The organism is Agilicoccus flavus, from assembly GCF_014857905.1.
Taxonomy (GTDB): domain Bacteria; phylum Actinomycetota; class Actinomycetes; order Actinomycetales; family Dermatophilaceae; genus Agilicoccus; species Agilicoccus flavus.
In genome coordinates this window covers 42,877-56,323 of record NZ_JACYXE010000011.1, presented here as the reverse complement: position 1 = coordinate 56,323, position 13,447 = coordinate 42,877, and the positions used below count along the sequence as shown (strand labels likewise).

Sequence of the window (13,447 nt, the reverse complement as noted above, 5' to 3'; positions counted from 1 at the left end):
GGTCGGCTCAGACGGGGAAGGCGAGGAGGTCGACGAACCGGTCGTTGAAGTCGGCCCGGTCGGAAAGCTCGACATAACTCACCTCCCGGAGCAACGCCTCAGCGCCCGCGCGCTCGCGCGAACTCAGCAGCACCATCTTCGCGCCCTCGCCGGCGACGTTGCCGGCCGAGACGATCCGCAGGACCGGCAGCTTCGGCACGAGGCCGATGCGCACGGCGGCCGCCGGCGAGAGGTAACTGCCGAACGACCCCGCGAGCAGCACCTGCTGGATGTCGCCCGGCTCCACGCCCAGCTCCTCCAGGAGCAGCGTCCAGCCCGTCGAGATCGCGGCCTTCGCGAACTGCAGCTCGCGCACGTCGCGCTGGGAGAGGTAGACGCACTCGGCCACGTCGGTGTCGGGGGTCGGCCGGTGGAGCACGAACACGCGCTCCTTCTCGATGGCCGTGAGCCGGTCGGCGAGACCGGGCAGCGTCTCCGCGGCGGTCTCGTCGGGGATGAACCGGCCGCTCGGGTCGAGCAGACCGACCCGGGCGAGCTCGGCGACCGCGTCGACGAGGCCCGAGCCGCACAGCCCGCGGGGCGTCGTGTCGCCGATGACGCCGAGCACCACCGCCTCGTCGCCGTCGGTGGCGGTCGGGTCGATCCGCACGGTCTCGATCGCGCCGTCGGCCGCCCGCATGCCGCACCGGATCGCGCCGCCCTCGAACGCGGGCCCGGCGGGCGCGGCCGTCGAGACGACGCGATCGCCGTCGGAGGCGACGATCTCGCAGTTCGTGCCCACGTCGATGAAGAGGCGCACCCGCTTGTCGCGGTCCATCCCCGACGCGAGCATGCCCGCGACGATGTCGCCGCCGACGTACGCGCCGAGCGACGGGAACACATAGGCACGCGCGCCGGCGTGCAGCGACAGCCCGAGTTCGGCGGTGGGCAGCACGGGCCAGTCGGCGGTCGACTGGACGAACGGGGCGACGCCGAGGGGCTCGGGGTCGACCCCGAGCACGAGGGCCGTCATCGTCGCGTTGCCGGCGAGGGCCACCTCGTAGACCTCACCCGGGGCGACCTCGCCCTGCTCGCACACCTCGGCGGCCAGCTCCGCGAGCGTCGCCTGCGCGGCCTCGCGGAGGCGGCCGGCGGCCTCGGGGTCCATCATCGTCGCGCTGATGCGGGTGATGACGTCGCCGCCGAACGGCTGCTGCCGGTTGAGCATCGAGGCCACCGCGACCGGGGTCCCGGTGCCCAGGTCGAGCAGGGTCGCGACGACCGTCGTCGTCCCGAGGTCGAACGCGATGCCGAAGCGGCGCTCCGTGGTGTCGCCGGGTTCGACGTCGACGAGGGTCTCGTCGACGACCACCGCGGTGACCTTGAAGTCGGACTGCCGCAGGACGGTCGCGAGTCGGCGCACCGCATGCAGGTCGGCGACGAGCTCGAGGTCCTCGATGGCGTCGAGGACCCGCACGAGGTCCGTGCGCTGGTCACCCAGGCTCGGCTCCTCCAGCTCGAGGTAGCGCTTCTGCACCCCCGGCCGCAGGATGACCTGCCGACCGACCCCGACCGTGGACGCCTTCGGGCGCGTGACCAGCGGGGGCACGTCGATCGCGAGGTCCATGCTCGTGCGCACGAGGCACGCGAGGCGCCACCCGTCGGCCAGCTCGGCCTCCGAGAACGTGCGCGCGTCGTGCCGGGTGATGGGGGCGCCGCCCTCGGTGATGCGGATCTTGCACTTGCGGCACGTGCCGTGGCCGCCGCACGTGGAGTCGATCGCGATGCCGTTCCAGCTCGCCGCGTCGAAGACGCTGACTCCCGTGGGCACCCGGACGTCCCGGTTCGAGGGGGCGAACGCGAGCTTGACCCGCCCGCCGACGTCGGGCGGGCCCTGCGCCGGGAGGGTCGCCATCAGACCCTCTCGGTGCAGGGTGGACATCTCGGGCGGGAGGTCGCCGGGCTCGCGCCCGTCGCCCGTGGGGCCGGTGGTTCCGTCGGTCACGTGGTGGACCCCGCGGCCGCGGCCGCCGCCTGCCTGGCCCGGTGCGCCGCGATCCAGTTCATGCCCCACTCGTCGTTGCCGAGCAGGAGGTCCGCCGCGCGGACGGCCTCGACGATCTGCGGCGTGCGCGCGTCCATGATGGCGCTCGTCATGCCGACCGTCATGGCCATCGGCAGCCACGTCGCGTTGATGGCGTGGCGACCGGGCATCCCGAACGACACGTTCGACGCGCCGCACGTCATGTTCAGACCCCACCGCTGCGAGATCGCGAGCATCGTGTCGAGCGCGGTGCGCCCGACCGTGGGGTCGGCGCCGATCGGCATCGCGAGCGGGTCGATGACGATGTCCTCGATGGCGATGCCGTACTCCTGCGTCGCGACGCGGACGATCTTCTCGGTGAGGACGACGCGCTTGTCGGCCTCCATCGGGATCTCGTCGGCGTCGTTGGGCAGCGCGATGATCGCGGCGTCGTACTTCTTGACGAGGGGGAGCACCTGCTCCATCCGCTCGTCCTCGGCGGTGATCGAGTTGACGAGCGCGCGCCCCTCGTACGCCTCCAGACCCGCCTCGAGCGCCTCGACGACGGAGGAGTCGATGCAGATCGGCAGGTCGGTGAGCGACTGGGCGAGCTTGATCGCCTTGACGAGCAGCTCGGGCTCGTCAGTCAACGGGACGCCCATGTTGATGTCGAGCACGTCGGCGCCGCCCTCGACCTGCGCCTTGACGTCCCGCTCGATGGCCGAGAGGTCGCCGTCACGCAGCTGCTGCTGGAAGATCCTGCGCCCGGTGGGGTTGATGCGCTCGCCGATGACGACGAACGGCTTGTCCGCCCCCATGACGACCTCCTTGGAGGGCGACCGGAGAACGGTGTGCAGGGGTTCGCGGGGCTCGGACATCAGGCGTTCACCGTGGCCCGGCGCTCGGCGAGGAGGGCCTTGGCGCGCTTGACCGTGGCCGAGGCGTCGGCCGCGTAGCCGTCGGCGCCGACGACGTCGGCGTACTCCTGGGTGACGGGCGCGCCGCCGACCATGACGATGACCTGGTCGCGGATCCCGGCCTTCTCGAGGGCGTTGAGGTTGGCCTTGAACATCGGCATCGTCGTCGTGAGGAACGCCGAGAAGCCGACGATGTCGGGCTGGTGCTCGTTGATCGCGGCGACGAACTTCTCGGGCGCGACCTGGACGCCGAGGTCGATGACCTCGAAGCCGGCCCCCTCCAACATGATGTTGACGAGGTTCTTGCCGATGTCGTGGACGTCGCCCTTGACCGTGCCCATGAGGAAGGTCCCGATCGTCTGGACGCCGGTGTCGGCGAGCAGCGGGCGGAGCACCTCCATCGAGCCCGCCATCGCCTTGCCGGCGATGAGCATCTCGGGGACGAAGTAGTCGCCGCGCTCGAAGCGGGCGCCCACCTCCTCGAGCGCGGGGATGAGCGCCTCGAAGAGGAGCGTTCCGGGCTCCATCTTCATCTCGAGCGCCTGGTTGGTCAGGCTGAGGACGGCCGGGCCGTTGCCCGCGAGCGTTTCGTCGTACAGACCCTTGAGGATCTCGTCGGGAGTCATGCAGCACCTTCTTCGGGGAGACGGCCGAGCCGTGACGTGAGGATCGCCGCCTGGCGGGCGACGAGTCGGCCGACCTCGGGGACGCGGTCGGCGAGGCGGGTGGACGGGCCGGACAGCCCGAGGGCCGCCACGACGGAGCCGTGGCGGAGGACGGGCGCGGCGACCCCGGTGAGGCCGACCTCGAGCTCGTCGACCGTCGAGGCGTACCCGTCCGCCCGGATGGCGGAGCACTGGGCGCGCAGGCGGCCCACGGTGGGCAGGGTGTGGGGCGTGCGTCGTTCGAGGGGGCCGTCGCCGAGCGGGATCACCGCGTGGGCGTAGAGCACCTTGCCGAGCGCCGACGTGTGGGCGGGGAGGTCGACCCCCACCCAGTCGCGGCTGCCGAGGAAGTAGGCCGAGTCGACCTGGGCGATCTGCACGACCGCTCGGCCGAGGGCGACACCGAGGTTGATCGTCTCCCCGGTCAGGCGGCCGAGCTGCGCCATCACCGGTTCGGCCGCGCGCGCGAGCTGCGCCTGGGTGTCGGCGCCGGCCGCGTACTGCTCGAAGAGCCCACCCGGCTCCCACGCGCCGTCGGCGTCGCGGCGGAGCAGGTGGTTGCGTTCGAGGGCCGCGAGCAGGCGGGACGTCGTCGAGCGGGCGTACCCGGTCTCGGCGCACAGCTCGGTGAAGGTGGGCGGCGTGCCGGCCCGCACCACCCGCGCCAGCAGATCGGCCGCACGGTCGATCGACTGGGTGCCGTGGGCGGTCACTCGCGTCCTCCGATGCCTCGCGGTCGGCCCTCCCGACCCCGCGCCGCCGACCGAGCGGCGGACGGGCCCTGGACGCGCGGTCCCGGGGGTGGAAAGGTGACCTCATCATGTGGAACTGTAGTTCCACGTGATGAGGCTATGAGCCGGATCACACCTTCGTCAATGACTCGCCGCCGCCCACGTTGCGCACCCGTCGACCTCTCGCACGGGCCACGAGGCGCCCGAGCTCCTCCGTCAGGTTTAGGAGTCGCATGTTCGTCAACCGGATGCCCCGCTACGAGATCCTGTCGGAGCAGGCGCTCGCCACCCTCGACCAGGGGTGGCGCCGCCTCGTCAGCGAGATCGGCGTCGAGTTCATGTCCGAGCGCGCGCTCGACCTCTTTCGCGAGGCGGGCCAGCGCGTCGAGGACAACACCGTCTTCCTCGACTCCGAGTTCGTGCTCGAGCAGGTGAAGAAGGCCCCGCGCGAGTTCGACGTCCAGGCCCGCAACCCCGCCAACACCGTCCACATCGGCGGCGACTCGATGGCGTTCGGCGCCGTCTACGGGCCGCCGTTCGTCCGCGAGGGCGCGGTGCGCCGCGACGGCTCGTTCGACGACTACCGCAACTTCCTGCGGCTCGCGCAGAGCTTTTCGGTGCTCGACTCCGCCGGTGGCGTCATCTGCGAGCCGAACGACACCCCGCTCGACAGCCGGCACCTCGACATGAACCTCGCGCTCATGACGCTGACCGACAAGATCTACATGGGCAACGTCGTCTCCGGCGAGAACGCCCGCGACACCATCGCGATGGGCGAGATCCTCTTCGGCGGCCGGGAGGCCATCGAGACGACGCCGGTCTCGATCTCGCTCATCAACTGCAACTCGCCCCTGCGCTGGGACGACCGCATGCTCGACGCCCTCTTCGAGTACTGCGCGGCGGCGCAGCCCGTCGTACTCACGCCGTTCATCCTCATGGGCGCGATGTCGCCGGTGACGATCCCCGCGGCGCTCACCCAGCAGATGGCAGAGGCGCTGTCGGGGATCGCGCTCGCGCAGCTCATCCGCCCCGGCTGCCCGGTCATCTTCGGGTCGTTCCTGTCCAACATCGACATGCAGAGCGGGTCGCCCACGTTCGGCACGCCCGAGTCGGGCATCGGCCTGCTGTGCACGGGCCAGATCGCGCGCCACTTCGGTCTCCCGTTCCGCGCGGGCGGCGGGCTCACGTCGTCGCAGGTCGCGGACGCACAGGCCGGTTACGAGTCGTTGATGACGCTCATGCCGACGTTCCTCGCGGGCACAAACTGGGTCATGCACACGGCCGGCTGGCTGGAGGGCGGCCTGGTGTCGTCGTTCGAGAAGTTCGTCGTCGACGCCCAGATCGTCGAGATGCTCCAGCACGAGTTCACGCCGCTCGAGATCGACGAGGGCTCAATGGCGTTCGACGCCCACGCCGAGGTCGGCCACGGCGGCCACTTCCTCGGCGCGATGCACACGATGGAGCGCTTCCGCACGTGCTTCTACCGTCCCTTCCTGTCGAGCTCCGAGAACTACGAGCGCTGGATGCGCGGCGGCGCCCTCGACTCGAGCGCCCGCGCGAGCAACATCTGGAAGAAGAAGCTCGAGGAGTACGAGCAGCCGCCGCTCGACGACGCCGTCCGCGCGCAGCTGGAGGAGTACGTGGTCCGGCGCCGGGCGGAACTGGGCGACTGACGCCCGCGGCGGGCGCGCCCCGCACCGGGCGCCCCCGAGCCACATCGTGAGATGGCACGTTCGCCCGTCCCTCGGTCGCCGACGACGGCACAACGTGCCATCTCACCAGGTGTCCCCGCGAGGGTCGGTCGGCGGCGAGGACGTCCCGGCCGTCAGCCCGAGTGCGCGGCGACGGCGGCGAGGATGCCGTCGCCGTAGCGCTCGAGCTTGGCGGCGCCGACGCCGCTGATGCCGCCGAGGTCCGCGGTGGTGGTGGGGGAGGCGAGGGCGACGGCGCGCAGGGTCGCGTCGTGGAAGACGACGTAGGCGGGCACGCCGGCCTCCTTGGCGGTGGCCGCCCGCCACGCGCGGAGCCGTTCGAACAGGTCGGCCGCGGGCGCGGGGAGTTCGGCGGCGGGGGCCTTCGCGGCGCGCCCGCCGCGCCCCCCGGCCCGGGCCGCGCGGGGCGCCTCCCGCCGCAGCCGGACCGTTCGTTCCCCGCGCAGCACCTCACCGCTGGTCTCCGTGAGGCACAGGGTGCCGTACTCGCCCTGCACGGTGAGCAGGCCGGTGGCGAGGAGTTGCCGGATCACGCCCCGCCATTCGGTCTCGGACAGGTCGGTGCCGATGCCGAAGGTGCTCACGTCGGTGTGCCCGAGCCGCGTGACGCGCTGGGAGGCGTTGCCGCGCAGGATGTCGATGTGGTGGCCGGCGCCGTAGCGCTGCCCGCGCCGTTCGAGGCGGACGAGGGTGGACAGCAGCTTCTGCGCGGGGACCGTCCCGTCCCACGACTCCGGAGGGTCGAGGCACGTGTCGCAGTTGCCGCAGGCGCCCGTGCCGGGCTGGCCGAAGTAGGCGAGGAGCTGCTCGCGGCGGCAGGTCACGGTCTCGCAGAGGGCGAGGAGCGCGTCGAGGTGCTGGGCCGCACGGCGGCGGTGGGCGGCGTCGCCGTCGGAGGACTCGATCATGCGCCGCTGCTGGACGACGTCGGCGAGGCCGTAGGCGAGCCACGCGGTGGACGGTTGCCCGTCGCGGCCGGCGCGGCCGGTCTCCTGGTAGTAGCCCTCGATGGACTTGGGCAGGTCGAGGTGGGCGACGAAACGAACGTCGGGCTTGTCGATGCCCATGCCGAAGGCGATGGTCGCGACCATGACGAGCCCGTCCTCGCGCAGGAACCGCGCCTGGTTCCGCGCGCGCACCTCGCGGTCGAGGCCCGCGTGGTACGGCAGCGCCGGGATGCCCTGGTCGGTGAGGTACGCGGCGGTCTGCTCGACGCTCGCCCGGCTCAGGCAGTAGACGATCCCGGCGTCGCCGGCGTGCTCGCCGCGCAGGAACGCGAGGAGCTGGGCGCGCGGGTTGTCCTTGGCGACGATCCGGTACGTGATGTTGGGCCGGTCGAAGTCGGCGACGACGTGCAGGGCCTCGTTCAGCTGCAGGCGGTCCGCGATCTCCGTGCGGGTCTCGGCGGTCGCCGTGGCCGTCAGCGCGACGCGCGGCACCCCCGGCCACCGCTCCGACAGCACGGACAGGGCGAGGTAGTCGGGCCGGAAGTCGTGGCCCCACTGCGAGACGCAGTGCGCCTCGTCGATGGCGAAGAGGGCGATCGTCCCCCCGTCGAGGAGGCGGGCGGTGTCGGGCACCTTCAGCCGCTCGGGGGCCAGGTAGAGCAGGTCGAGCTCGCCCGAGAGGTAGGCCGCCTCGGTCTCGCGGCGTTGCGCCGGGCTCTGGGTGGAGTTGAGGAACCCCGCGCGTACGCCGAGGGCCTCGAGCGCGTCGACCTGGTCGGCCATGAGCGCGATGAGCGGTGAGACGACGACGCCCGTGCCCTCCCGCACGAGCGAGGGCACCTGGTAGCACAGCGACTTGCCGCCGCCGGTGGGCATGAGCACGAGCGCGTCGCCGCCGCCGACGAGGGTGTCGACGATGCGCGCCTGGTCCCCGCGGAAGTGCTCGTACCCCCACACCCGGCGCAGCACGTCGAGGGCGGACGACGACGCGCCGTCCTCGGCCGGGCCGAGCACGACGTCCGCTCCGGCCTCCCGCTCGACCGACCCACTGCGTCCGTTCCCGTCCTGACGTGCCACGCACAGCAGGCTATCGGCGCGCGCCGACCCGCCGTGGTCGCGCCCCGGCATCTCAGGACGAGACGGCGCCGGCCCCACGGACGCCTAACGTGGGGGTAGGCGCGGCCGCTCTCCCCCTGTCCGCGCCCCGGCGGCCGCGTGCGGAGGTGGAACGTGTACCAGCAGCGACCCGTGCGGTGGCGGGTGTTCCTCGTCCCCGCGCTGCTCACGGCCGTCGCCTACGTCGACCCGGGCAACTTCGGGACCAACCTCGAGGCCGGCTCGACCCACGGCTACGGCCTCCTGTGGGTCGTGCTGCTCGCGTCCGTGGCCGCCGCGGTCATCCAGTACCTCGCGGCCCTGCTGGGCCTCGCGACCGGTGGCACCCTGGCCAAGCTCGGCGCGGAGGGCCGGTCCCCGATCGCGCGGCACCTGTCGCTCGTGCAGGCGGAACTCGTCGTCGTCATGACCGATCTCGCCGAGCTCATCGGTGGCGCCCTCGGGCTGTACCTCCTGTTCGGGGTGCCGTTGCCGGTGGGCGCGTGCATCGTCGGCGCCCTGAGCATCGCGATCCTCGCGGTGGGGCGCAGAGCGGGTGCCGCGTGGATCTGGGTGACGTTGGGGTTGTTGGCGATCGTCGCCGTGGCCGTCGTGACCGTGACCGCGAGCAGGGGGGTCCGCCCCGGGGTCGCGGACGGACTGCTCCCGGGCGCCCTCGACGCCCCGGGTCTGCTCCTCGTCACGGCCGTCGTCGGCGCGACGGTCATGCCGCACGCGCTCCACTTCCACTCCGCCGTGAGCGCGGACGCGGGCGGGCGCGTGGCGGCGGTCTCGGGGGGCCGGCTGCGGGGGCGCGACCCGCGCCGCCGACTCGGGTGGGCCGTCGTCGGCGCGATGGTCGTGGCCGGGAGCGTGAACAGCGCCCTGGTCCTGCTCGGGGCGAACCTTCCGGACGGGGTGCCGGCGGGCATCGAGTCGGCCCACGCGGCGCTCGCCGCGCACGCCGGACCCGTGATCGCGACGCTGCTCGGCATCGGGCTCCTCGCCTCCGGGCTGGCGTCGACGGTGGTCGGGGTGTTCACCGGCCAGGTCGTCATGGAGGGGTACCTGCACCGCCCGGTCGGCCTGTGGATCCGTCGGCTCGTCGCCGTCGTCCCGCCGCTGGTCCTCCTGGCGCTCGGCGTGGACCCGACGGCGGCCCTCGTCGCGAGTCAGGCGGTGCTCGCGCTCGCCCTGCCCGTCACACTCGTGCCGCTCCTGCGCCTCGCCCTGTCGGCGAGGGTGATGGGGCCGCTGCGACCCCGGCTCCCGCTGCGGGCCGCGGCCGTCACGCTGACCGCGCTCATCGTGACGATGGACGTCGCGCTCGTCGGGCTCGTCGTCACGGGCCGGCTGTGACGCGCCGGCCGGCGCCTCGACACCGACCGGGACCCGCTGCCCACCGAGGGCGATCTCGAGCCTGATCCGGCGGCCGCCCGACGACGCCCCTCAGCTGAAGACGACGGTCCGGTCGGAGTCGAGGATGACGCGGGACTCGCAGTGCCACTTCACGGCGCGGGACAGGACCCGGGTCTCGCACTCCTCGCCGGCGCGGACTAGGTCGGCGGCGGCCATGCGGTGGTCGACGCGGGTGACGTCCTGCTCGATGATCGGGCCCTCGTCGAGGTCGGCCGTGACGTAGTGCGCGGTCGCGCCGACGAGCTTGACCCCGCGGTCGAACGCCTGGTGGTAGGGCTTCGCGCCCTTGAAGCTCGGCAGGAACGAGTGGTGGATGTTGATGATCCGCCCGGAGAAGTCGCGGCACATCGCGTCGGAGAGCACCTGCATGTACCGGGCGAGGACGACGAGGTGGACGTCGAGGTCGGCGACGACCTGACGCAGGCGCTCCTCGGCCTCCGCCTTGGTGGCCGGCGTGACGGGGATGTGGTGGAACGGGATGTCGTAGAGACGCGCGAGATGCTCGAGGTCGGGGTGGTTCGACACGATCGCCGCAATGTCCATGTTGAGCTGCCCGTTCTTCCACCGGAAGAGCAGGTCGTTGAGGCAGTGCCCGAACTTGCTGACCATGATGACGGTGCGGAACGGCGCGGTGGCCGAGAAGAGCTCCCAGTGCATCTCGAGACGGTCCCCGATGGGGGCCATGCGCTCCATCCACGTGTCGACGGGCTCGGGCGAGCCCGTCTCGACGAACCGGATCCGCATGAAGAACCGGTCGGTGCGGCGGTCGTCGAACTGCTGACTCTCGAGGATGTTCGCGCCGTGCTCGGCGAGCATCGCCGTCACCGCCGCGACGATGCCGGGGCCGTCGGGGCAGCGAAGGATGAGCACGTACTCCTGCGGCGCGGTGCTGGTGGACAGGGGGGCCGGGCCGGCCGGGGGGATCGTCATCGGGGTCTCCCGTCAGGGATGGGCGCCCAGTCGGTGCGACATGAGCAACACCATGCGAGATACGCAACACTCGCAGCGTACTCGTCTCCCTCACCGTTGGGAATGCGTCGTATCGTTGCGTGATGCGGAACAACGCCGAGGCCACGGTCCAGTCCGTCGACCGGGCCGTGACGATCCTCGAACTCCTCGCGCGGGACGGCACCCTCGGGGTGACGGCCCTGTCGCGCGAGCTCGACGTCCACAAGAGCACGGCGAGCCGGCTCGTGTCGGCCCTGGAGCAGCGCGGTCTCGTCGAGCAGGTCGAGGAGCGGGGCGGGTACCGGCTCGGCCCCGGCATCGTCCGGTTGGCCGGTGCGACCGACGCCCGCCTCGACCTCGTCACGGCGGCCCGGCCCGTGTGCCGGCGCCTCGCGGCCGAGACGGGCGAGACCGTCAACCTGGCGACACTGTCGGCCGGCGCCGCGCTCTACGTCGACCAGGCGGGCGCCGGGCACAACCTGTCGGGCTACAACTGGGTCGGGCAGCGCATCCCCCTGCACGCGACGTCGAACGGCAAGATCCTGCTGTCCGAGCTGGACGAGCCCGACCTCGCGGCCCTCGTCGAGGAGCTCGTGGGGTACACGCCCGCCACCGTGACCGACCGCGCCACCCTCGGAAAGGAGCTCGCCGCCGCCCGCCGCGACGGCTGGGCCCTCGCCGTCGACGAGCTCGACATCGGCCTCACCGCGCTCGCGGCCCCGGTGCGCGACATCCACGGCCACATCGCCGCGTCCCTCAGCGTCTCGGGCCCGACGTTCCGATTCGGGCCGGAGCGGCGGAACGAGATCGTCCCCCTCCTGCGCGCCGCCGCCGACGACGTGTCGGCCCGGCTCGGCTGGCGCGGCGCGGACTGACCCAGGGCCGACGGACCGCCGTCGCGAACGTCGGCCACTCCCGTCCGGCCCGTCCCGATTCGGTCACGAGTCGGTCCGGGGGCTTGCCAATCACCCCGTGGGCGGGCCAGGGTGACGCCCATCACAGGTGCGCGATGTGATGAGCGTTACGCGATACGCAACGATGCGAGACCCGACCGCGTGCGACGCCCCCGCACCGACCCACTCTCTCCACCAGGAGGCCGAATGGCCAGCACCGAATCCGCGGACGTGGCGGAACGCCACGACCCGGCGCTCGAACCGACTCGTAAAGCACCCATCGACCCCGTCGTCTTCGGCGTCGCCGCCGTCGTCTCGGTCGCCGTCCTCATCTACGGGGCCGTCGCGGCCGAGTCGTTCAACAAGACCGGCACCGCCGCGCTCACGTGGATCACGACGAACTTCAGCTGGCTCTTCGTGCTGGCCAGCGCCTTCTTCGTCCTCTTCTCGGCCGTCCTGGCCTGCACGCGCTACGGCAACATCAAGCTCGGCCTCGACGACTCCAAGCCGGAGTTCTCGACCTTCTCGTGGGTCTCGATGATGTTCGCCACCGGCATGGGCATCGGCCTCATGTTCTGGGGCGTCGCCGAGCCGCTGACCCACCTCAACACCCCGCCGATGGGCATGACCCAGCCGGCGACCGAGGCCGCCGCGCACTCGGCCATGGAGTACACGTTCTTCCACTGGGGCTTCCACCCCTGGGCCATGTACGCCGTCATCGGCCTGACGATCGCCTACTTCGCCTACCGCAAGGGCAACGGCAACCTCATCAGCGGCACCCTCGTGCCGCTCATCGGCCGACGGGCGTCCAGGGGCCCGGCCGGCAAGACGATCGACACGGTCGCCCTGCTGGCGACCCTCTTCGGCTCCGCGACCTCCCTCGGCCTCGGCGCGCTGCAGATCACGGGCGGCCTCGCCCACGTCTTCGGCATCGACACCGGCGGCAACACCACGCTCGCGGTCCTCGTCATCGCGGTGCTCACCGTCTGCTTCGTCCTCTCGGCCGTCAGCGGCATCGAGCGCGGCATCCAGTGGCTCTCCAACGCCAACGCGATCGCGGCAGCGGTGCTCGTGCTCTTCCTCTTCGTCGTCGGCCCGACCGTGTTCATCCTCGGCCTGTTCACGGAGTCGCTGGGCGGCTACCTCACCCACCTGCCGGCGATGAGCTTCCGCATCGGCTCGCTCGGCGGCGCCGACTGGCTGTCGGCGTGGACGATCTTCTACTGGGCCTGGTGGATCAGCTGGACCCCCTTCGTCGGCATGTTCATCGCCCGCATCTCGAAGGGCCGCACGATCCGGCAGTTCGTCGTCTTCGTCATCGTCATCCCGAGCCTCGTGAGCTTTGTGTGGTTCTCGATCCTCGGTGGCGCGGCCTTCGACCTCCAGCTCAACAAGGGCGTCGACATGGCCGGCCGGCTCGAGGAAGGGGTCGAGGCGGCGCTGTTCAACACGCTCTCCGACTTCCCGCTCGCGACGGTCACGGTCGCGCTCGCGATCTTCCTCGTCGCGATCTTCTTCATCACCGGCGCCGACTCGGCCTCGATCGTCATGGGGATGCTCAGCCAGAACGGCGAGGAGGAGCCCAAGCGCTGGCTCATCGTCTTCTGGGGTGTCGCGACCGGCGCCGTCGCCGCGGTGCTGCTGCTCTCGGGCGGCGACAAGCCGTCGGCCGGGCTGTCGGCCCTGCAGACGGGCGTCATCATCATCGCGACGCCCTTCCTGCTCATCCTCATCGCGATGTGCGTCTCGCTGTGGAAGTCGCTGCGCCGCGAGCCGTTCAACTCGACCCTCCAGCCGACGCTGCGCCGCCACATGGCGCAGCACATCGAGGAGGTCGTGGAACAGGCCAACACCGGCTCGATCCCCATCGCCTCGGAGCACCGCGACTTCGGCGGCCGTGGCCTGCCCGGGCTGCCGCACCGCCGGCGCCGGGGCACCGAACGGCCCGAGGACGACCAGTAGGCCCGACCCGATGCCTCGGGGCCCGATCCGCCGTCCCGGCGGGTCGGGCCCCGTCGTCGTTCCCCGGTCCGCACCACTGCGCCACCCCTCGGACGGGGCGTTGACACGAGCGGTCGTGCGGAGCAAGCTAGGCGGCGTCAGTTGCGTATAGCGCTA

At 71.9% G+C, this 13,447-nt stretch carries 10 protein-coding genes; 4 read left to right on the top strand and 6 right to left on the bottom strand.

Annotated elements, in window-relative coordinates:
• Positions 1-7: 7 nt before the first annotated feature.
• From ICW24_RS15820 to ICW24_RS19785, 4 genes are read right to left on the bottom strand one after another with little or no spacing between them, the layout of a single operon-like run.
• Complete coding sequence (locus ICW24_RS15820; RefSeq protein WP_226346693.1) at positions 8-1,984, bottom strand: ASKHA domain-containing protein; 1,977 nt, start codon at positions 1,982-1,984, stop codon at positions 8-10.
• Positions 1,981-2,880, bottom strand: a complete 900-nt coding sequence (locus ICW24_RS15815; protein WP_226346692.1) for a dihydropteroate synthase — start codon at positions 2,878-2,880, stop codon at positions 1,981-1,983. The genes ICW24_RS15820 and ICW24_RS15815 overlap by 4 nt, the downstream gene beginning before the upstream one ends.
• Positions 2,880-3,545 (bottom strand): cobalamin B12-binding domain-containing protein, encoded by a 666-nt coding sequence (locus ICW24_RS15810; RefSeq protein ID WP_226346691.1) that lies wholly within the window; start codon positions 3,543-3,545, stop codon positions 2,880-2,882. The genes ICW24_RS15815 and ICW24_RS15810 overlap by 1 nt, the downstream gene beginning before the upstream one ends.
• Positions 3,542-4,297 (bottom strand): IclR family transcriptional regulator, encoded by a 756-nt coding sequence (locus tag ICW24_RS19785; RefSeq protein WP_226346690.1) that lies wholly within the window; start codon positions 4,295-4,297, stop codon positions 3,542-3,544. Before ICW24_RS19785 ends, ICW24_RS15810 begins: the two co-directional genes overlap by 4 nt.
• Positions 4,298-4,548: 251 nt before the next feature.
• On the opposite strand from ICW24_RS19785, the gene ICW24_RS15800 reads away from it, so the two are divergent.
• Positions 4,549-5,988: a trimethylamine methyltransferase family protein gene (locus ICW24_RS15800; RefSeq protein WP_372360847.1), complete on the top strand. Its 1,440-nt coding sequence runs from the start codon at positions 4,549-4,551 to the stop codon at positions 5,986-5,988.
• Positions 5,989-6,140: 152 nt separating this feature from the next.
• On the opposite strand, the gene recQ is transcribed toward ICW24_RS15800, so the two are convergent.
• Positions 6,141-8,057, bottom strand: coding sequence for a DNA helicase RecQ (recQ, locus tag ICW24_RS15795; protein ID WP_372360881.1), 1,917 nt, complete (start codon positions 8,055-8,057; stop codon positions 6,141-6,143).
• Positions 8,058-8,204: 147 nt separating this feature from the next.
• On the opposite strand from recQ, the gene ICW24_RS15790 reads away from it, so the two are divergent.
• Positions 8,205-9,428 (top strand): Nramp family divalent metal transporter, encoded by a 1,224-nt coding sequence (locus tag ICW24_RS15790; RefSeq protein ID WP_226346688.1) that lies wholly within the window; start codon positions 8,205-8,207, stop codon positions 9,426-9,428.
• Between the two features lie 90 nt (positions 9,429-9,518).
• Here the strand turns inward: ICW24_RS15790 and purU are convergent, their stop codons facing one another.
• Positions 9,519-10,418 (bottom strand): formyltetrahydrofolate deformylase, encoded by a 900-nt coding sequence (gene purU, locus ICW24_RS15785; protein WP_226346687.1) that lies wholly within the window; start codon positions 10,416-10,418, stop codon positions 9,519-9,521.
• Positions 10,419-10,540: 122 nt separating this feature from the next.
• On the opposite strand from purU, the gene ICW24_RS15780 reads away from it, so the two are divergent.
• On the top strand, positions 10,541-11,311 hold the full coding sequence (locus tag ICW24_RS15780) for an IclR family transcriptional regulator (protein WP_226346686.1): 771 nt from the start codon (positions 10,541-10,543) through the stop codon (positions 11,309-11,311).
• A gap of 225 nt (positions 11,312-11,536) precedes the next feature.
• The gene (locus ICW24_RS15775; RefSeq protein ID WP_226346685.1) at positions 11,537-13,291 is read left to right on the top strand and encodes a BCCT family transporter; all 1,755 of its coding nucleotides are present in this window, start codon (positions 11,537-11,539) and stop codon (positions 13,289-13,291) included.
• Positions 13,292-13,447: the final 156 nt, after the last annotated feature.